This window comes from Mesorhizobium sp. WSM4822, from assembly GCF_055811155.1.
In genome coordinates, this window is record NZ_JBVVQM010000013.1 from 79,211 (window position 1) to 99,570 (window position 20,360).

Genomic DNA, 20,360 nt, shown 5'->3' on the forward strand with positions numbered 1-20,360 from the left:
CCGGCACTGACTGATCAGTTGGTGGTCACAGCATTGGCATCGTCGGAGGTGCGCAGCTTGATGCCCTTCTCGGCGGCGTAGGCCTCGGCGGACTTCTCGATGATCGGCCTCAGCAACGCCCAGTCCGGCGTGATCCAGTCGGAGACGACGTTCCACTTCTTGCCGTCCCACTGCTGGAAGGTCACGTAGCCTTCGCCTTCATGATTGTCCCAGCTGACGTTGATCGAATGGAACAGATCCTTGGCGCCAAGCGCCTCGACCTTGGCCGGATCAAGCTTGAGATGCTCGAAGCCCCAGCGGACCTCATCGCCGGTCAGCGTGCGGTGACCGAACTTCTCCTGCGCGACCCGGATCGCCTCGACATTGAGGATGCCGTTGACGATGCCGAGATTGTGGTAGACCGAGCCGATGCGCGCCTTGTCTTCAAGGTTACCCTTGCCGGCGCCATAGACCGTCTTCACGATCTCCTGCACCACCGGGTAGGAGTTGCCGGAAGCCTGCGTGGTGATGGCGGTGTAGCCCTTGGCGGCGTCGCCGGCGGGGATCACGTCCTCTTCGGAATTCGACCAGACATTGCCGACGATATGGTCGACGGGGAAGCCGACCTTGACCGCCGTCTTCAGCGCCACCGGGTTCATCACGCCCCAGCCGCGCAGGACGACGAAATCCGGCTTGGCGCGGCGGATGGTCAGCCACTGCGACTGCTGCTCGTTGCCGGGATGCGGCACCTCGATCTGCTGCACGGTGAAGCCGTATTTCTGCGCCAGCAATTCATAGATCGGGATGGTTTCCTTGCCGTAGGGCGACCCATGATAGAGCACGACGATCTTCTTGCCCTTGAGCTTGTCGATGCCGCCTTCCTTGGAGGCGATGTAGTTCACGATGCCCGAGGTTTCGCTGTAAGGATTGAGCAGCAGCGGGAACACGTAAGGGAAGACACGCCCGTCGGTGGAGTCGGTGCGGCCGTGGTTGACCGTGATCAACGGCACCTTGTCGGCGGTGATGCGATCGATCATGGCATAGGCGATGCCGACCGAGAGCGGGTTCCAGGCGGCGGCACCGGCATGGCTCTTCTGCCGCTCATAGCATTCGACACCGCGCTCGACCTCATACTGGGTCTCGCATTCGTCCCAGGTCAGCTTGACGCCGTTGACGCCGCCGTCACGGATGTTGATGAGGTTGAGATAGTCGATGAAGCCGCCGAAGAAGCCGGTGCCGCCGGCCGCGTAAGGCCCGACGCGATAGCTCTGCAGCGGGGAATATTGTTCGTCGGCGTGCGCGGCCGGCAAGGCCACCGACACGATCATCGCCGCAGACAGCGCCGCCGCCTTGATTGTGCTGAGGAAAGTCATGGTCGAGATACTCCCGGTATGGGCCGTCTTGGGTTCGGCCCCTTGTTCATTTTCGGATTGGATTCATTTTCAATGCATCAGCTCAAGTCGACTGCCAGGCGAACAGGAGCCGTCTTCGGACCCTGTCCCACAGCGCCACCAGCCCGTCGGGTTCAAGGATCAGAAACAGGATGATGAGCGCGCCCAGCACGATGCGCTGGCTCATGTCGAGCACGCCCGAGTCGAAGAGATCGCCAAGCAGGAAGCCGCCGAGGCGCGACAGAGCGAGTGGAAAGACCACGATGAGGGCGGCGCCGAAGAAGGCGCCGCGGATCGAAGCCAGACCACCGATGATGATGATGAACAGGATCTGGAACGACCGGTCGAGATCGAAGCCGTCCGGCTCGACGGTTCTGAGATAGGCGAAGGCCCAGATGACGCCGGCAACGCCAATGATGAAGGACGAGATGGCGAAGGCCAGAAGCTTGGTCTTCAGCACCGGAATGCCGATGATGCGGGCGGCGGTTTCATTGTCGCGGATGGCGATGAAGTTGCGCCCGGTCTGCGACGAGACCAGCCTATAGGCAAGGAAGGTCAGCACCGTGACGATGGTCAGCGCGAACAAATAGCGGCCGATGGCGCCGTCGAGCGCGAAACCTGAAATCGACAGTCTCGGCGCGTCGATGACGCCGGACGCCGAGTTGTTGGAAAACCAGCTGAACTTGGTCAACGCCCATTGCACGAAGAACTGCGCGGCAAGGGTCGAAACCGCGAGATAAAAACCCTTCAGGCGCAGGCTCGGCAGGCCGAAAACGACGCCTATCGCGGCCGCCACTATGCCGGCCAGGAAGATGCTGCCGGCCAGCGGCAGGCCTTCGACACGCAGGTTGAAATTATAGGCGGCAAAGGCGCCGGCCGCCATGAAAGCAGCACTGCCAAGCGACACCTGGCCGGCATAGCCGGTCAGGATGTTCAAGCCCACGCCGGCAAGGCTGAGCGCCAGGAAAGGCAGCAGGATGGCCTCGAACAGATAGCTTGAGCCGATCAGCGGCACGACGCCGTAAGCGAAAGCGAGCAAAAGCACGGGCACGACCCATTTCGGCAGCACCGGCGCGGCGGCGAAATCGCTTGTTATCGCGGTCATCGTTCAGATCCTCTCGACAAGCTTCTGACCGAACAGGCCGGAAGGGCGGATCAGCAGGAAGACGAGCGCGACGACATAGGCAAACCAGCTCTCTATGCCGCCGCCGAAATAGTCGCCGATATAGACTTCGGCGAGCTTCTCGCTGGCGCCGATCAAGAGGCCGCCGACGATGGCGCCGAGGATGGAATCGAAACCGCCGAGCACCAGCACCGGCAGCGCCTTGAGCACCACCAGCGACAGCGAGAACTGCACGCCCAGGCGTGCGCCCCACAGCAGTCCGGCCACCAGCGCGACGAGGCCGGCGGCGGCCCATACAGTGGCCCAGATCAGGGGTAGCCTGAGGCCGACCGCGAGTGCCGCGAACTGATCGTCGGCGACCGCGCGGAAGGAGAGGCCGATGCGGGTGTAGCGGAAGAACAGCGACAGCAAGAGGACCATGCCGGCAGCGACCACGGCCGCGAAGATGTCGAACTGGCTGATCAGCACGCCGCCGATTTCCAGCGGCACGTCCTCGATGCCGAGATCGAGGCCGTGAACCTGCGTGCCCCAGATCAGTTGGGCAGCGCCTTCGATGATGTAGGACAGGCCAAGCGTCGCCATGAACAGGGTGATCGGCGGCTTGTTGGTCAGTGGCCTGAGCACCGTGCGCTCGATGGCGATGCCGATCGCCACCATGATGGCGAAGGTGACCACCAGCGCCAGCGCGAAGGGAATGCCGCGCTCGGAAAGGCTGACGAAGGTGAGTGCCGCAAACAGCAGCATCGCGCCTTGCGCGAAATTGAGCACGCCCGAGGTCTTGTAGATGAGCACGAAGCCGATCGCGACAAGCGAATACATGACGCCTGAGAGCAGGCCTCCGACGAGCACTTCGATGAAGAACTGGTAGTCGAAACCGGCGATCATATGCCTGCCCCGTCTTCATTGTCCGAGGCGACGCCGAGATAGGCATCGATGACGCGCTGGTCGTTCCTGACCTCATCGGGCGTGGCGTCGGCGATCTTGCGGCCGTAGTCGAGAACGGCGATGCGATCGGACAGACCCATGACAACACCGACATCGTGCTCGATCAACACCACGGTGGTGGCGAAACGATCGCGCGCGGCACGGACGAAAGCCGCCATCTCGCTCTTTTCGCTCGCTGTCATGCCGGCCATCGGCTCGTCGAGCAAAAGCAGGCGCGGCTCGGCCACCAGAGCGCGGGCCAATTCGACACGCTTCTGCAGCCCATAAGGCAAGGTGCCGACAAGACGGTCGCGAATGGCGGTGAGATGGAGGAATTCGAGGACCTGTTCGGCACGGCTGCGTGAATCGCGCTGCTCGCCACGCGAGCGGCCGATGCCGAGCACCTGGCCGGCAAAGTTGGAGCGAACCTTGTAGGCAAGGCCAGAGGCTACATTGTCGAGGACGCTGAGGCCCTTGAACAGTGCAAGGTTCTGGAAGGTTCTGGCGACGCCGAGATGGGCCAGCCGCTGCGTCGGGACCTGGGCATAGAAGGTACCGTCGAGCTGGACATGGCCACGATCCGGCCTGTAGACGCCGCTGATGACGTTGATCAGCGAGCTCTTGCCGGCGCCGTTAGGGCCGATGATGGCACGGATTTCGCCTGGTAGAACCGACAGGTCGACGTCGGCCAGTGCGACGACGCCGCCAAACGACAGGCTGATGCCCTGAAGCGAAAGCAATGCTGAGGCAGCGCCGGCAACGGCCCCTGCCGGCTTGGCGACATCTTCGAACGACTGCTCCGGCCGTGGGCTTGACGGCAGGCCGCGCGCAAAGACCTCCGGTGCATAGGCGGAAGCCTCCATCACTCCGAGCGTATAAGTGGGCAGAGGCATTCCAATTGTCCTCGATTGCTTCAGCACGCGCGCAAATCCTCATTGCTGCTCGATGGCTCGAGCGCGCCGGGTAGCTTTCATGCGTGTGCTGGCCGGAATCTCTCCGGCCAACCTGTGCGGGTGACTATTCCGCCGCCAGCGACGCCGCTCCCTCGGCGTCTTCCAATTCGCGAACGAGCGGGATGACATGCTTGCCGAAATACTCGACCTCTTCCTGGAAGTGCAGGAAACCGAGCAGGATGAGATCCGCACCCGCGCGCTTCAGGCCGACGACGCGTTGAGCAACCTGCCTGGGAGTGCCGATCAGGTTGGAGCGGAAGCCGTCATTGTACTGGACCAGGTCGTCGAAGGACGATTTCGCCCAATTGCCCTCACCTTCCGGCGAGGCCTTACCGGCGTTCTTGACCTCATGGCCGAAAGCATTGACCGCGTCGGGATTGGCCTTGGCGATGATTTCGGCGAGCACTGCCCTCGCCTCGTCCTCGGTCTCGCGAACGACGGCGAAAGCGTTGACGCCGACCTTGACGGAATGGTTGTTGGCCTTCGCCTTGGCCCTGAGGTCGTCGACCTGCTTGGCGATTTCGGCCGGCGTGTTGCCGTTGGTGAAGTACCAGTCCGAAACCCGTGATGCCATGTCGCGTGCGGCGCGCGACGAGCCACCCTGGAAGATTTCGGGCAGCGGCCGCGGCGGCTTCGGCTTCAGCGAGTACTCATTGAAGCGATAGAAATCACCACGGAAGGTGAAGCTGTCTTCGGTCCATATCCCGCGCAGCGCACGGATGAATTCCTCCGAGCGGCGGTAGCGCTCGTCATGATCGAGCCAATGCTCGCCGATGGCGTGGAACTCGCCACGGAACCAGCCGGAGACGAGGTTGATCGCGACGCGGCCGTTGGTCAGGTAGCTGATGGTGGCGATCTGCTTTGCCGCCAGCGCCGGGTTCCAAGGTCCCGGCAGGATCGCCGCGATGACCTTGAGCGTTGTGGTCGCAGCCAGCAGATCGTGGCTGAACGCCACAGATTCATGCTGTTCGTCGGCGCCGTAGCCGGCGGTGAAACGGATCTGGCTGAGCGCATAGTCGAAGCCGGACTTCTCGGCGATCTGCGCCAGCTTGCGGTTATACTCGGCCGAATGGTTGGTGCGCTGCTCGATGTTGGAGATCACCAGGCCGCCCGAAACATTCGGCACCCAGTAGGCAAACTTGATCGCGTCGGTCTCTGCGTGTGCCATGAAATGTCTCCCATTCAGGCCGTGTCATTGATCGATCCGGCCGCAGCCGGACTTCGCCGATATTTATTATGTTTATAGAATATATATACAAAGAAGGATTTTCCGTTTTTGGGGCTCTCTTGGGACGGAAATACCAATTTTCGCTGCCGAACCCGGCCTGCAGATGTCAGCCCGCAAGAGGGCCATGCGCGGCATGGGCGCCGAACGCCTGCGCTGACGGTAGCGTAACCAGCAGCTTGGCAATTTCCCCCGCGACCGCCTGGGCATGGCGGGCGACTTCCGGCAGACCCATGAGCTCGCCGAAAGTGCCTCGTGCCAGCGGGCCGGCGACCAGGAGTGTCGCAACCGCCTCACCGTCCGAGCCGATTGCGCGGCTGTCGAGACTTGTCTCGATGCCAAGTCCATATTGGTCCGTCCTGATCAAGCCGGCTTCCGCCAGCGAGCTTAGCGCCGGGTTCAGCTGTAATGCCTGCCCATGAGCCGGACCCGTAGTGTTGATGACGGCATCGAAGCGCGTCGTCTCGATCCGTGTCTGCCCGCGCCGTTGAAAGCTGACAGCCAGGCTGCCGTCCTCATCGTTCGACGCGACAAGCCTGGCGGCAATGGTGTCGAATGTGCCGGCCGCATGACGCCGGTCGAGCACCGCCGCCACCTGCGGAGCGATCCTGAAGCGATGCACGTCCCAGAACACGCGCAGCCGGCGGACCAGCCTTGCCCGCTCCGGCGGGGCAAGTGCGGCCCACAGCACCGGCCCCTGCAGGCGCAGTTGGTCGAAGAGCGACTGCCAGTTGACATTGGCCGCTCTCGCAGCTGTCAGCGTCGCGCGAATGGCCCTGAGCACGCCGAGCGCCGTCGTGGCCGGCGCGGATGCAAAATCGCCAAAAGGCTCGCCCCTGACATCGGGGTGTCCGCGCGAGCGTAAGCCGCGGCGCGACAGCGCCAGGATGCGGCCGCGATGGCCACGACGGTCGAGTTCAGCGACCATGTCGGCAGAGGTCAGCCCGGAGCCGACGATCAGCACCGACGCCTCCGGACCAATCCCGGCAAGCGCCGCTGGTGCGTACGGGTCGGCGATGAAACCCGGTGCTTCCGACAGTTGGACCAGCGCGGCTGGAATTGCAGGCTGCGGATGCGTTGCTGCCAGCACGACGATGTCGGAGGCGACCGGTCCGGCAGAGGTGTGCACGGTCCAGCCCGCGCCACTGGCATCGCGCGTCACGCGTATGGCGGAACCTTGAACATGATGGACAACGCCGGAACCGAAATACGGCGCCAGATGCTCGGCGACGTAGCGACCGAACACGCGTCGGCGCGGAAAAGCGTCGCCGTTCTTCCAGATGGCATCCGGGTCGTGTTCGAGTTCTCCGCTGCCAGTCAACCAGCGTGCAAAATGCTGCGGGTCGTCGGGAGCCATGCTCATCCTGGCTGCGGGGACATTGACCCGGTGCGACGGTTCCTCACTGGAATAGGCAAGGCCACCGCCAAGAACCGGCCGTGGCTCGACCACGGAAATGGAAATCCGCTCCGGCCGAGGCATTTGCGCCAGGTGCCACGCCACCGCGGCGCCGGAAAAGCCGCCGCCGATAATGGCGACGTGCAACCGCGAGGACGCAGGAAGCAAGTTCACGAGGCGCTGGCGAGCGACTTCGGCCGGTGGTCGCCGGCGATGGTTTCGCCGAACGGACCGGTGTTGACGGACGAGCCGGCTGCCTTGACCAGATGGTCGGTCGGCAGTTTCGGCAGCACCAGCTCACCGAAGCGATAGGCTTCTTCGAGATGCGGATAGCCGGAAAGGATAAAGGTATCGATGCCGAGGCGCCGGTACTCGTCGATGCGCTCGGCGATCGTGTCGGGATCGCCGACAAGTGCGGTCCCTGCGCCGCCGCGCACCAGGCCGACGCCGGCCCACAGATTGGGCGCGATCTCGAGCTTGGCGCGATTGCCGCCATGCAGTGCGCTCATCCGCGCCTGGCCGACCGAATCCATGCGGGAAAAGACTTTTTGAGCCGAGGCGATCGTCGCGTCGTCGAGCCGGCTGATCAGCCTGTCGGCAGCGGCCCAGGCCTCCTCGGTGGTTTCGCGCGCGATGACATGCAGCCTAATGCCGAAGGAGAGCTTGCGGCCGGCCTTCTGCGCCAGTTCACGCATGCCGTCCAGCTTGCGCTCGACATCGGCTGGCGGCTCTCCCCAGGTCAAATATTTGTCGATCTCCTGCGCCGCCACCACGGACCCAGCGTCGGACGAGCCGCCGAAGTAGAGCGGGGGATAGGGCGTCTGCACCGGCGGAAACAGCAGCCTTCCATCCTCGATGCGGAAATGCTTGCCCTCATGCTCGACCGTCTCGCCGCTCAGCACCCGCTTGTAGATCCGAAGGAATTCCTGCGTCACCTCGTAGCGCTCGGCATGCGATAGAAAAATGCCGTCGCCCTTGTTCTCCAGCGGATCGCCGCCGGTGACGACGTTGATCAGCAGGCGGCCATTGGAGATGCGATCCAGCGTCGCAGTCATGCGCGCGGCCAGCGTTGGCGACTGCAAACCGGGCCGCACGGCGACAAGGAAACGCAAGCGTTCGGTCATCGGCACAAGAGCCGATGCGATCACCCAGGAATCTTCGCACGAGCGGCCGGTCGGCAACAGAACGCCATAGTAGCCGAGCGTGTCGGCCGCCTTCGCCACTTGCGTCAGATACGGCAGATCGACCGATCTGCCGCCCTCGGCCGTGCCAAGATAACGGCTGTCGCCATGCGTCGGCAGAAACCAGAGCACCTTGATGCGGTCCGGCACGACCCGGCTCATGGCCTCTCTCCCGCTGCCTGACGAAGGCGGCCGGATATGCCTGCTTTGGTGAGTAGCTGATGCGAAAGAGTGGGCATGGCGTGGTCCTGTCCGGGTGGAAACCAGATCGCCAGTGCAGATTGCTTATTCCACAAACTCTGTAGAGTTAGTTTATTCCAATTCTGCCGCCGCTATTAGAATTTCTCTCTCTGGCAAGAAAAGGAGGCCGGCCCGAATACACCGGGCCGGCCTCCTCGTATCAGAACGCTGGTTCGACCGCGTTGACGTTGTCCTTGGTGACGACGGTCAGCGGGATGGGCAGCCGGTCCTTGACCTGCTTGCCGTCGATGATCTCGGCCATCGTGTTGATCGCCAGGCGGCCATCCTCGACGGGCGACTGGACGATGGTCGAGTACATTTCATTGGTGCGGATCGATTCGAACGCATCCTTCTGGCCATTGATGCCGACGATCGGCGGTGCGGCCTTGGAGGGGTTGGCCTCCTTCCATGCGTCGATGAAGCCGCGGGCCATCGTGTCGTCATTGGCGTAGACGCCGCTGATCTGGTCGCCGAAGCGTGTGATCAGATCGCGGCTGACCACCAGTGCCTTTTGCTGGTCGAAGTCGGCGTTGACCGTGTCGAGCACCTTGATGTCGGCATTGGTTTCCTTCAGACGGTCGGTGAAGCCGCTGACGCGTCCGATCGTGGTGCCGTTGCCGGCCTGGCCGGCGATGATGACGACGGAGCCCTTGCCGCCGAGCGCCTTGCTCAGCGAGTCCGCCGCCAGCTTGCCTTCCTCGTAGACGTCAGGCCCGGTGAACGACTTGATGAACGGCTTGGCATCGTCGCTCATCGGTGAATTGATGAGGATCGCCGGAATGTTCGCCTGCTGCGCGCGCGCCAGCCCCGGTATGTATGCCTGCGGGTCGAGCGGCCACAGGATGATGCCGTCGACCTTGCGCGCAACGCAGGTGTTGAGCTGCTCGGTGCCTTTCTGGACGTCAAAATCCTGGCTGAGGCTCAGGATCTCGATACCGAGTTCCGCAGCGCGCGCCTGAAGCGCCTTGTTGGCCGGCGTCGCGTAGGCATGCGAATCCGCTGCCGTCACGTAGCAGACCGTCTTGGCGCTGGCCCAGCCCGTCGATGCCAGCACAGCCGCCAGGGCGGCGACGTGAAGCATGCTTTTCTTGCCAATCATGTGTTTCCTCCCAATCATGTGGTTCCTCCTTGAGTGATTGGATTGTCGCGAACGAGCGCCGGGCGCGTGCCCGGAGCCCTCCCCTTGGTGGTAACGGCCCGATCGAGCACGACGAGCAGGATCAGGATAAGCCCGGACACGACCTGCTGGACGTATGCGGGAACGGACTGGAACTCCATCGCGATGGTCAGCGAGCCGATCGTCAGCACACCGCCGAGCGTGCCGAGCGCGGATCCCCTGCCGCCTTCGAGACGAGTTCCGCCGACAACGACCGCGGCAATGACGGCGACCGTCAGTTCCGAGCCGAAGACAGGCGAGCCGGTGTTGGTGACGAGGCTCTGGAGAACCCCCGCCAGGCCGGCAAGCGTGCCGGCAAAGACAAAGCCGAGAAAGACGATACGGTCCGAGGCGATACCGCTTTCCTTGGCAGCCGCCGGGTTGGACCCCACCGCAAAGACGTTGCGCCCGGGTATGGTGCGCGTCAGCCAGAAATGCAGCAGCACGATCAGGGCAATGAACAGCGCGCTGCGGAGGGTGAAGACATCGAGATAGATCTTGGCCAGCGCCAGGGAGAGCATGATGTCGGTTCCGGTCACCGGCTGGCTGTTGGTGATCCAGTGCGCGAGCGAGCGGAAGATGAGCATCGTCGCTAGCGTCAGCACGAGCGAATTCACCTTCAGGCCGACGACCAGCATGCCGTTGACGGCGCCTGCCAGGGTACCGACCAGGATGCCGACGATCGCAGCAGGCAGGATGCCGATCTCTCGCTGCAGGATGACCGACACGATGCCGGCCAGGGCAAACACCGCGCCACCGGAGAGGTCGATCTGGCCCGATATCAAAAGCACCGTCAGGCCGATGGCGATCAGGCCGATCGTCGCCGCCCGGTCGAGGCCGAGGCCGAGGGTCGATGCCGAGAGGTAGCCGGGGACCACCAGCGCGGAAATGACGAGCGTCAGACCGAGAATGACGATGACGCGATACTGCGAGACAAGCGAAAGAAAACGCATCACGACACGCCCCGCTTGCGCAGCGCCGCATCCATGCCAACGGCGCCGACGATCAGGATGCCGAGCACGAAACCCTGGATCGGCGTGCGCACACCGTCGAGCACCATGACGTTGGTCAGCAGTTGCACGAAGATGAGGCCGGCGATGGCCCGTGGCACCGATCCGAAGCCGCCGACGATCGACACGCCGCCGACCACCACCGCCGTGATGGCACTGAATTCGTAGCCGCCGCCGATGAGCGGCCGCGCGCTCTGCAGCGTCAGCCCGAGCAGGCCGCCGCTGATGCCGGAAGCGAGTGCTGTGATCACGAAGGCGCCAGCCTTCACGGCCTGCACCGGAACCGCACTTGCCTCGGCGGCGCTGTAATTGCCGCCGGTGGCAAGCGTCCATCTGCCCCAGAAGGAGCGGGACAGCACGAAATGGCCGATAAGAGCAATGACCAGGAAGATCAGCACCACGACCGGAATGCCGAACAGCCGGCCCTTGGCGAATTCGGCGGAGGCGGGATTGCTGCCATAGACAATGACCCCGCCGACAGCCGCCTGGACGATGCCCAGTCCGATCGTGCCGATGCCGAGCGTGGCGATGATGGGGTTGATGCCGACATAGCCGACCAAGACGCCGTTGAGCAGGCCTATGAGGCCGGCAAGGCCGACGGCCAGGACGAAGGCCGGCAGCGGCCCGATCACTGGCTGCAGCCCGAGCGACAGGATGGCGCCGCAGGCGATGGTGGCCGGCACCGAGAGGTCGGCCAGGCCGCCGACCACGAGCACGAAGGTCATGCCGACGACGACGATGCCGACGATGGACATCGAGGTCAGGACGTTGAGCAAATTGCCTGATGTGAAGAAGGCGGGGCTGACGAAGGAGCCGTAGAGCATCACGGCGAGGATGGCGAAGGCCAGCCCCGCCTTCGACAGGACACCGACAAGCCTGCTGCCGCGCGTAAAGCGGTCGTTGCGGTTCACACCGCCGATCTCCATGGCAGCTTCGGTCACGCCATCTCCTCCCCGGTGGCCAGCGCCATGATGCGTTCCTCGCTCAATTCGCTGCGCAGGAGAGGCTCGGAGGCGTGTCCATCGCGCATCACCACCACGCGGTCGCAGACGCCGAGGATTTCGGGCAGTTCCGAGGAGATCATCACCACCGCCATGCCGCCTGCGACGAGTCGGCCGATGATGTGGTGGATCTCGGCCTTGGCGCCGACGTCGACGCCCCGCGTCGGCTCGTCGAGGATCAAGACCAGGGGCTTGGCGGCAAGCCATTTGGCGATGACCGCCTTCTGCTGGTTACCGCCCGACAGAAGGCTGATGCGCCGTTCGCCGTCGGGCGGTGAAATCGAAAACTGCTTGACCGAGTCCGCGGCAAGCGCGTGATCGGCGCTGCGGCTGATGCGCCCGAAACGGCTCAGGCGGCGCAGTATGGGCAGGCTGATGTTTTCCCGGATCGACATTCCAGGCACGACGCCGTCGCCCTTGCGATCTTCCGGAACATAGGCAATGCCTGCCCTGACCGCCTGGGATGGCGAGTTGATCGAGACCTCGCGTCCGTTGACGCTGACTGTGCCTTCGACAAGCCGCGACAGGCCGAAGATCGCGCGGGCGACCTCGGTGCGGCCAGCGCCCACCAGCCCGGTCAAGCCCAGTATCTCGCCGGCGCGTACATCGAAGCTGACATCGCGGAAGCGCGCGCCGTCGCTGATGCGTTCGACGCGCAGCACCGACTTGCCGATCTCGGCCGGGCTTTTCGGGAAGACATTGCTGACTTCGCGACCGACCATCAGCCTGATCATGTGAGCGGCATTTATGCCTTCGATCGGCCGCGTCTCGATCATTGATCCGTCGCGCAGCACAGTCACCTCGTCGGCAATTTCGAGCACCTCCTTCAGTCGGTGGCTGATATAGATGATGGCGATTCCGTCATCGCGCATCTTGCGCAAGATCCGGAACAACGCCGCCGTCTCATGCTCGCTGAGGCTGGATGTCGGTTCGTCCAGGACGATGATCCTGGGCTGCGCCGCGTAGGCCTTGGCGATCTCGACGAGCTGCTGCTGGCTGATCGACAGGTTGCCGAGCCGTTCACGCGGGTTGATGGTCGCTCCGAGCTCATCGAGGACGGCGGCTGCAGCCCGGATCATCTCGCCCTTGCGCAGAAACGTCCACTTGCCCGGCATGCGGCCGAGATAGACGTTTTCGGCGACGCTCAGGTCGGGGACCAGATTGATTTCCTGATGCACCATGCGGATGCCCAGCGCCTGGGCATCGGCGGGCCGGCGCATGCGCACTTCGGCGCCGCCGACCCTGATTGCGCCGCTGGTGGGTGCGTAGGACCCGTTGAGCACTTTCATGAGCGTCGATTTGCCGGCGCCGTTCTCACCCACGACCGCATGAACGGTGCCGAATTTCACGGCGAAATTGACGTTGGACAGAGCCTTCACGCCCGGGAACGTCTTGCTGATGCCTCGCATGTCCAAGGCGCAATCGGCGGCGACAGTCATATCTGGCTAGGTTCCTCCTGGCGGCTGGCCGTCCTCGGTATCGACTATCGATATGTTAGTATAATAGTTGCTTCAACGCAGCTCGACCCCTCTTCGAACTGGCTTGAACGCCGGGCTTTGAACACGCGGCTCAGTCCAGGCTCTCGGTTGCGGTTGAATTTCTCACCGCGGATGATGACTATTGCACTAATATAATAGTTCTGGCAAGCTGGATTCCGGCGGTCGTTATGGACATCGTGTCCACCGACACCCGACCGCTTCCATTGGATGCGTTCCGATTGACATTCTAGTATTATCTGGCCATTTCTGGTGAACGAAGACACGGATTTGCAATGGACCTGGATCCTTCGACGCTCAATCGGGCTCTTCCGCTCCGCGATCAGATCTATCACAAGATCCGCAACCTGATCGTCGTCGGGCAGTTGAAGCCGGGGGAGGTCATCAACGAGGTCGCCATCGCGGAGGCCCTGGGTGTGTCGCGCACCCCCGTTCGCGAAGCGGTCAAGCGCATCAGCGACGAGGGCCTGGTCAAGATCCTGGCGCAAACGGGCACCTATGTCGCTCCGATCAGCCGGGCCGACCTGGAAGAAGCCTATGTCATTCGGCGGGCACTAGAGATGGAGAGCGCCCGACGCGCGGCCGCCAAGTTCACACCGGCCGCCAGCGAATTGCTGGAAGACAACATGGCGGCGCACCGGCTTGCCATATCGCGAGGCAGATATGCCACCGCGATACAGCTCGACGATGTCTTTCACCGCACCATCGCCGAGATCTGCGGCCTGCCGATGATCTGGAGAGCCGTCGACATCTCAAAGGCACAGATGGATCGCGGCCGCTATCTCGCCATCCCCAAGCCGGGCTATGGCGAACAGACGATCGAGCAGCACGAGGCCATTTTCGACGCGCTGAAGCGCCACGACGCCGAGGGTGCGGCGCAAGCGATGGAACACCATCTCGAGACGTCGTTCCGCAACACGCTCGAAGTCGCCGCCGACCTTCTCGACTGAAGCCCTGCGAGCCACCGGCATGCAAAGAATGGGACTTTGTATCGGCGTGAAAGCAGAGGCGATCGCGGACTACAGGCGCGTCCACGCCGCCGTCTGGCCCGACGTCCTCGAGGTCATCAGCGGCGCCAACATCCGCAACTATTCGATCTTCCTGCGCGAACCGGAGAACCTTCTGTTCGCCTGCTGGGAGTATCACGGCAGCGACTTCGCCAAGGATGCGGCGCGAATGGGCGAGTCGCCGGCGATGCGCAAATGGTGGGAGCTGTGCGACCCCATGCAGACGCCACTGCCGACGCGCGCCGACGGCGAATGGTGGGCGGCGATGGAAGAGGTCTTCCATCTCGACTGACCGTGTCCCGGCCGGGCGGCGATCCGTTGTTTCATCCAGCCGTTTGCCGCCCTCAAACTGCGCCGCACGCCACTCACCTGACCGATCCGCCGCAACGCCCTGCAGTCCAGGCCTTTCGCAACCGCACCTTGACCACTGACATTCTATTATATTAGTATTCCAAATCACTTTTGCCTCTCGACGCTCCTTGTCGGGGAGAGCTTTTTCAGAGTTTGGGTCATGGCACGGTTCATCAAGCTGTCGGATACCGACAACATTCTTCTGGCGGTCGATCCGTTGAAGATCGGCGACAAAGCCGGGGACGTGGCAGCGAAGGCGCGCATACCGCGCGGGCATAAGATGGCCCTGCGCGACATCGGCTCGGACGACCCGATCGTGAAATACGGCCAGACCATTGGCTTTGCGCGGGAACCCATCGTCGCCGGCGACTGGGTTCACGAGCACAATGTGTATCTGCGCAATTTCGAACGCGACTACGTCTTCGGCACCAATACCAGGCAAACCGAGATCGTTGCCGAGGCCGAGCGGGCCACCTTCATGGGTTACCGCCGGCCGAGCGGCAAGGTCGGCACGCGCAACTTCATCGCCGTCCTGACGTCGGTGAATTGCTCTGCCAGCGTCGCCCGGTTCATCACCGACGAGGTCAACCGGTCTGGCATCCTGCGCGACTATCCCAATATCGACGGCATCATCGCACTCGTCCACGGCACTGGCTGCGGCATCGACACCAAGGGTCCCGCTTACGACCTGCTGAAGCGCACGCAATGGGGCTTCGCCACGAACCCCAATGTCGGCGGCGTGCTGATGGTCGGGCTCGGCTGCGAAGCGTTCCAGATTCCGCGCTGGATGCAGTCGTACAACATCGAGGAGAGCACGATTTTCCGCACGATGACGATCCAGGAAACCGGCGGCACGCGAAAGACAGTCGAGGCCGGCGTCAAGGCGATCGTCGACATGCTGCCTACGGTGAACGCCGCCGAAAGGACGCCGCAACCAGCCTCCGAACTGGTGCTAGCACTGCAATGCGGCGGATCGGACGGTTACTCCGGCATCAGCGCCAATCCGGCACTGGGTGCTGCGGTGGACCTGCTTGTCGGGCAAGGCGGCACGGCCGTGCTCTCGGAGACGCCCGAAATCTATGGCGCCGAACATCTTCTCGCCTCGCGCGCCGAGAGCCGCGCGGTGGGTGAAAAGCTGATCGAGCGCATCCGCTGGTGGGAGGATTATACCGCCAGGCACGACATGGAGATGAACAACAACCCTTCGCCCGGCAACAAGCTGGGTGGGCTGACGACCATCCTGGAGAAATCGCTCGGCGCCTCCGCCAAGGGCGGCACCACCAATCTGCGCGCAGTGCTGGAATATGCCGAGCCGATCAACGAGCGCGGCCTCGTCTTCATGGATACGCCTGGCTACGATCCGGTCTCGGCCACCGGGCAGGTCGCCGGCGGCGCCAACATATTGTGCTTCACCACCGGCCGCGGTTCGGCCTTCGGCTGCAAGCCGACGCCCTCGATCAAGCTTGCCTCCAACAGCTTCATCTTCGAGCAGATGCGCGAGGACATGGACATCAATTGCGGAGACATACTGGACGGCGTCTCGCTGGCCGAGAAGGGCGAGGAGATCTTCGCCGAGATCCTGCGCGTCGCTTCCGGCGGGCGCACCAGGTCGGAAGCGCTCGGCTATGGCGACAACGAGTTCGTGCCATGGAGCCTTGGCGCAACCATGTAGCGATATCGCCCGCCTGCACAGGCCGGCGGGCGCCCACGAAAAATCTCAAACGGAAAGAACCGATCGACATGAACAGCATCGATCTTGACGGCCAGCACGCTGTCGTCACCGGCGGCGCCCAGGGCCTCGGCTTTGCGATGGCCAGACGTTTCGTCGCCTCCGGCGCGACGGTAACCTTGTGGGATCTCGATGAGGCCCGCCTCGAAACCGCCAAGAAGGAACTCGGCAACGCCGCCACGACGGAGATCGTGGACGTCGCCGATTGGGCGTCGGTGGACGCGGCGCGCGCCAGGACCGAAGAGTTGGCCGGCAAGATTTCCATTCTGGTCAATTCCGCCGGAATTGCCGGCCCGGCCGCCCCGCTCGACGTCTACGACATCGAGACGTGGAAGAAGGTCATCGATGTCAATGTGAACGGCACGTTCTACGTCAACCGCGCCGTGGTTCCGGGAATGAAGGAGCGCAATTACGGGCGCATCGTCAACATAGCCTCGGTGGCCGGAAAGGAGGGCAACCCGAACGCATCAGCCTATTCGGCCTCGAAGGCGGCGGTCATCGGCCTGACCAAGTCGCTCGGCAAGGAGCTGGCGCAGTACGACATCGCGGTGAACTGCATCTCGCCGGCCACGGCGCAGACGCGCATCCTCGAACAGCTGACGCCGGAGCACATCGAATATATGCGCTCGCGCATTCCGCGCGGCCGCCTGCTGGAGGTCGACGAGGCCGCCGCCATGGTCGCCTGGCTCGTCTCCAAGGAGAACAGTTTTACAACCGCCTCTACATTCGATTTGTCGGGTGGACGGACTACCTACTGATCGCGCAATGCCGTTCAGCCAGGCAACCGACCGAGGCCGGCCGCGAAACGCGCCACCACCGCCAGGCCAGTCTCGTTGGGCCGCATCGCCGGAGCCCGGTCGTGGGTCAGGATGCCGGCGCGGGCGCCGAACAGCCGCTTGCCGTAGCAGATCAGGTTCTCGATGCCTTGCATGACGAAGACCGCTGCCGGCAACATTCTTGCATATTCTGCCTCGGCCGTGGCTTCGTCTCCGGCGCGGAACGCATGATAGGCGCGCACGGCATAGTCGATGCAATCCGGCGCCAGGATCATGCCGCGGCAACCGATGCGGAAATTGTCGATCAGTTCCAGGCCGCCGCGTCCGTTGAAAACCGCTATCCGGCCTTCGGTGCGCTCGATCAGCCCGGCGATGTCGGTGACCGGACCTTCGCCCTTGATCAGCCTTATGTTGGGATGAAGCGTGACGAGTTCGCGGATTTCGTCCGATGACAGGCCGCGCCCGAAAAAGGCCGGCGCGTTCTGGATCGCCACCGGCAGGTCGGTCGCCTCGGCGACGCGGCCGAAGAACTTGATGTATTCCGGCGCACCATAGGATCCGGCTGGCGGCGGCTGCAGGATCACCCAATCCGCTCCGACGCTTTCGGCATGGCGAACCTGCGCCACCTGCTCAGCCACAGAAGAACCGAAGATGGTGAAGGCGAGCGGCACTTTTCCTGCGGTGTCTTCCGCCGTCCAGTCCATGATCGTCCGACGCTCGGCCTCGGTCAGCTTGGCGACTTCCGTTGCCAGGCCGAGCGCCGCCATGCCGTGCACGCCGGTCGCGAGGCAGATCTCGACCTGCCGACGCATCGCCGCGCGGTCCAGCTGTTCGTTCACGTCAAAGAGCGCGTAGAGAATGGCGTTAATGCCGTGGAAATCGAAAGGCCGGAAATTAGGCATGCTGGTCGGCCTCAATGGCTTTCGCGCGGGATGGCGTGGCCACGGCTTCCGACGAGAAAGTCGAGGTCGGCGCCACGATCCGCCTGCAGGACATGGTCGACGTAGAGGCCTTGATAGCCGCCGCGCATCGCCGGGACGGGCGGTAGCCAGGATTCACGACGCCGCGCCAACTCCTGTTCCGACACGTCGAGATGCAGCTTCCTCGCTTCGACATCGAGCTCGATGAAGTCGCCGCTCCTGACCAGCGCCAACGGGCCGCCGATAGCGGCTTCGGGTGCGGCATGCAGAACGACAGTGCCGAAGGCAGTACCGGACATGCGGGCGTCGGAGATGCGGATCATGTCGCGCACGCCTTGTTTCAGCAGCTTCCGAGGCAGCGCCATGTTGCCGACTTCGGCCATGCCGGGATAGCCTTTCGGCCCGCAATTCTTCAGCACCATGATCGACGTTTCGTCGATATCCAGCAAGGGATCGTCGACGCGCGCCTTGTAATCGTCGATGTCCTCGAAGACGACGGCGCGGCCGCGATGCTTCATCAGCGCTGGCGAGGCGGCGGACGGCTTGATGATCGCACCGTCGGGCGCCAGATTGCCGCGCAGCACCGCAATGCCGCCCTGCGGCGTGAGCGCTTTGTCGCGCGGGCGGATCACCTCCGGATTGTAGTTTTGGGCATCACTGATGTTGTCGCGCACGGTCTTGCCGGTGACGGTCAGCGCGTCGAGATCAAGCAGACCGGCCATCTCCTTCATGACGGCCGGAATGCCACCGGCGTAACAGAAATCCTCCATCAGGAAACGGCCGGACGGCATCAGGTCGAGGATGGTCGGCACATCGCGGCCATATCTGTCCCAATCGTCCAGCGTCAGCTCGGTGCCGACGCGGCCGGCGATTGCCAGGAGATGCACGACCGCATTGGTCGAGCCGCCGATCGCGCCATTGATGCGGATCGCGTTGGCGAAGGCTTGTCTGGTGAGGATAGCCGACGGGCGCAGATCCTCATTGACCATCTCGACGATGCGCCGCCCCGTCATGCGGGCGATGCGGCTGCGGCGCGCATCGACCGCCGGATAGGCGGCGTTGCCCGGCAGCGCCAGGCCGAGCGCCTCGACCATCGAAGCCATGGTCGAGGCGGTGCCCATGGTCATGCAATGTCCGGGCGAGCGCGACATGGCGCTCTCGGCATCGGCGAAATCCTGCTCGCTCATCACGCCGGCGCGGACATCCTCGGAGAATTTCCACACATCGGTGCCGGAACCGATCTCCCGGCCCTGAAAGCGGCCATTGAGCATCGGCCCGCCGGAAATGACGATCGACGGCAGGTCGCAGGAGGCCGCGCCCATGACCAGCGACGGCGTGGTCTTGTCGCAGCCGGCCATCAGCACGACGCCATCCATCGGATTGCCGCGGATCGCCTCCTCGACATCCATCGAGGCGAGGTTGCGAAACAGCATCGCCGTCGGCCGCAGATTGGACTCGCCGCAAGAGAAGACCGGGAATTCGAGCGGCAGGCCGCCAGCTTCCAGCACGCCGGCCTTGATGTGCTCGATCAGAGCACGGAAATGCACGTGGCAAGGCGTGAATTCGGAGAATGTGTTGCAGATGCCGATCACCGGACGGCCGTCGAAGGCATCATCGGGCAGGCCGTTGTTCTTCATCCAGCTGCGGTGGATGAAGGCATCCTTGCCCAGCCCGCTGAACCAGTGCTGCGATCGTCTCTTGGTCATGGTCTTTCCGGCGTTCAGGCGGGATGCTGGAGCTGGCTCAGTCCACCGTCGACGACGAGCGTGGCCGCGTTCATGAACGGGCACTCGTCGGAAATCATGAACACCGCGGCAAGCGCGATCTCGTGCGCCGTGGCGATGCGGCCGCCGGGGTGCAGTGCCATGGTGTTGGCGCGTGCTGTGGCCGGGTCGGCAAAGCTGTTCCAGTAATCGATCGCCTTCTGCGTCTCGACATAGCCCGGCGCCAGCGCGTTCACGCGCACGCCTTGCGCCGCATATTCGAGTGCCAGCGATTTGGTCAGGCCGAGCAGCGCGTGCTTGGCGACCGGATAGGGGAAGGTATGCGGGATGATGGTGAAGCTGTGCGTCGAGGCGATGTTGAGGATGGCGCCGCCGCCGCTCGCGATCATGCCCGGCAGCACCGCCTTGCTGCAGTTCCAGGCTCCCTTGACGTTGACGTCGAAGTTGCGGTTCCACTCTTCCTCGGTCGCCTCGAGCGGCGTCGAGAACACATTGACCCCGGCATTGTTGATCAGCGCGTTGATCGGGCCGATCTCGGCAGCCGCTTGGCTGACGGCAGCCGCAATCCCGGCGCTGTCGCTTATGTCGGCCGCAACATGTCCGACATGGCCTTGCGGTGCGGCAAGGCCGGCGACTGCCTTGTCCAGCAGTGCGGCATCGCGGCCGACCAGGAACAGTTTTGCGCCTTCGGCCAAACAGGCTTCGGCGATGGCAAGCCCGATGCCTTGCGCTGCACCCGTCAGGAAGATGCGTTTGCCGGAAAGGCGCTCAGCCATTT

The 20,360-nt window shown here is 63.5% G+C and carries 18 protein-coding genes; 4 read left to right on the forward strand and 14 right to left on the reverse strand.

Features of this window, described 5'->3' with window-relative positions; genetic code table 11:
• Positions 1 to 14: 14 nt before the first annotated feature.
• From AC0L3E_RS26535 to AC0L3E_RS26585, 11 genes are all read right to left on the reverse strand, one after another.
• Positions 15 to 1,352, reverse strand: coding sequence for an ABC transporter substrate-binding protein (locus AC0L3E_RS26535; RefSeq protein WP_473605991.1), 1,338 nt, complete (start codon positions 1,350 to 1,352; stop codon positions 15 to 17).
• A gap of 82 nt (positions 1,353 to 1,434) precedes the next feature.
• On the reverse strand, positions 1,435 to 2,475 hold the full coding sequence (locus AC0L3E_RS26540; protein WP_128307105.1) for a branched-chain amino acid ABC transporter permease: 1,041 nt from the start codon (positions 2,473 to 2,475) through the stop codon (positions 1,435 to 1,437).
• Between the two features lie 3 nt (positions 2,476 to 2,478).
• Positions 2,479 to 3,378, reverse strand: coding sequence for a branched-chain amino acid ABC transporter permease (locus AC0L3E_RS26545; protein ID WP_127328847.1), 900 nt, complete (start codon positions 3,376 to 3,378; stop codon positions 2,479 to 2,481).
• Entirely contained in the window at positions 3,375 to 4,310 is a 936-nt protein-coding gene (locus tag AC0L3E_RS26550; protein ID WP_128307104.1) for an ABC transporter ATP-binding protein, read from the reverse strand. Before AC0L3E_RS26550 ends, AC0L3E_RS26545 begins: the two co-directional genes overlap by 4 nt.
• Positions 4,311 to 4,434: 124 nt before the next feature.
• Positions 4,435 to 5,538: a dimethylsulfone monooxygenase SfnG gene (sfnG, locus tag AC0L3E_RS26555; RefSeq protein ID WP_128307103.1), complete on the reverse strand. Its 1,104-nt coding sequence runs from the start codon at positions 5,536 to 5,538 to the stop codon at positions 4,435 to 4,437.
• A gap of 166 nt (positions 5,539 to 5,704) precedes the next feature.
• Complete coding sequence (locus tag AC0L3E_RS26560; protein WP_473605992.1) at positions 5,705 to 7,165, reverse strand: FAD/NAD(P)-binding protein; 1,461 nt, start codon at positions 7,163 to 7,165, stop codon at positions 5,705 to 5,707.
• Positions 7,162 to 8,334, reverse strand: coding sequence for an FMNH2-dependent alkanesulfonate monooxygenase (ssuD, locus tag AC0L3E_RS26565; protein ID WP_127322262.1), 1,173 nt, complete (start codon positions 8,332 to 8,334; stop codon positions 7,162 to 7,164). The genes AC0L3E_RS26560 and ssuD overlap by 4 nt, the downstream gene beginning before the upstream one ends.
• A 238-nt stretch (positions 8,335 to 8,572) precedes the next feature.
• Positions 8,573 to 9,511: a sugar ABC transporter substrate-binding protein gene (locus AC0L3E_RS26570; protein WP_128308413.1), complete on the reverse strand. Its 939-nt coding sequence runs from the start codon at positions 9,509 to 9,511 to the stop codon at positions 8,573 to 8,575.
• Positions 9,512 to 9,525: 14 nt separating this feature from the next.
• Positions 9,526 to 10,521 (reverse strand): ABC transporter permease, encoded by a 996-nt coding sequence (locus AC0L3E_RS26575; RefSeq protein ID WP_127322263.1) that lies wholly within the window; start codon positions 10,519 to 10,521, stop codon positions 9,526 to 9,528.
• Positions 10,521 to 11,519: an ABC transporter permease gene (locus AC0L3E_RS26580; RefSeq protein WP_245469730.1), complete on the reverse strand. Its 999-nt coding sequence runs from the start codon at positions 11,517 to 11,519 to the stop codon at positions 10,521 to 10,523. The genes AC0L3E_RS26575 and AC0L3E_RS26580 overlap by 1 nt, the downstream gene beginning before the upstream one ends.
• Positions 11,516 to 13,018, reverse strand: coding sequence for a sugar ABC transporter ATP-binding protein (locus AC0L3E_RS26585; protein ID WP_128308414.1), 1,503 nt, complete (start codon positions 13,016 to 13,018; stop codon positions 11,516 to 11,518). The genes AC0L3E_RS26580 and AC0L3E_RS26585 overlap by 4 nt, the downstream gene beginning before the upstream one ends.
• A gap of 332 nt (positions 13,019 to 13,350) precedes the next feature.
• Here AC0L3E_RS26585 and AC0L3E_RS26590 point away from each other — a divergent pair, with 332 nt between their 5' ends.
• The 4 genes from AC0L3E_RS26590 (at position 13,351) to AC0L3E_RS26605 (ending at position 16,920) form a co-directional block, all read left to right on the forward strand.
• Positions 13,351 to 14,025 carry a GntR family transcriptional regulator gene (locus AC0L3E_RS26590; RefSeq protein WP_127269483.1) on the forward strand — a complete coding sequence of 225 codons (675 nt, stop codon included), beginning with the start codon at positions 13,351 to 13,353 and terminating at the stop codon, positions 14,023 to 14,025.
• A 19-nt stretch (positions 14,026 to 14,044) separates the two neighbouring features.
• Positions 14,045 to 14,374 (forward strand): L-rhamnose mutarotase, encoded by a 330-nt coding sequence (locus AC0L3E_RS26595; protein ID WP_127269482.1) that lies wholly within the window; start codon positions 14,045 to 14,047, stop codon positions 14,372 to 14,374.
• 219 nt (positions 14,375 to 14,593) lie between these two features.
• Complete coding sequence (locus AC0L3E_RS26600) at positions 14,594 to 16,105, forward strand: UxaA family hydrolase (protein WP_473605994.1); 1,512 nt, start codon at positions 14,594 to 14,596, stop codon at positions 16,103 to 16,105.
• Between the two features lie 68 nt (positions 16,106 to 16,173).
• Positions 16,174 to 16,920, forward strand: coding sequence for an SDR family NAD(P)-dependent oxidoreductase (locus tag AC0L3E_RS26605; protein ID WP_127397822.1), 747 nt, complete (start codon positions 16,174 to 16,176; stop codon positions 16,918 to 16,920).
• 14 nt (positions 16,921 to 16,934) lie between these two features.
• Here AC0L3E_RS26605 and AC0L3E_RS26610 read toward each other — a convergent pair whose 3' ends face one another.
• The 3 genes from AC0L3E_RS26610 to AC0L3E_RS26620 are packed head-to-tail and all read right to left on the reverse strand — an operon-like array spanning position 16,935 to position 20,358.
• The gene (locus tag AC0L3E_RS26610; RefSeq protein WP_128308416.1) at positions 16,935 to 17,840 is read right to left on the reverse strand and encodes a dihydrodipicolinate synthase family protein; all 906 of its coding nucleotides are present in this window, start codon (positions 17,838 to 17,840) and stop codon (positions 16,935 to 16,937) included.
• Positions 17,841 to 17,851: 11 nt separating this feature from the next.
• Positions 17,852 to 19,564 (reverse strand): L-arabinonate dehydratase, encoded by a 1,713-nt coding sequence (gene araD, locus AC0L3E_RS26615; RefSeq protein ID WP_128308417.1) that lies wholly within the window; start codon positions 19,562 to 19,564, stop codon positions 17,852 to 17,854.
• A 14-nt stretch (positions 19,565 to 19,578) separates the two neighbouring features.
• Complete coding sequence (locus AC0L3E_RS26620) at positions 19,579 to 20,358, reverse strand: SDR family oxidoreductase (protein WP_473605995.1); 780 nt, start codon at positions 20,356 to 20,358, stop codon at positions 19,579 to 19,581.
• Positions 20,359 to 20,360: the final 2 nt, after the last annotated feature.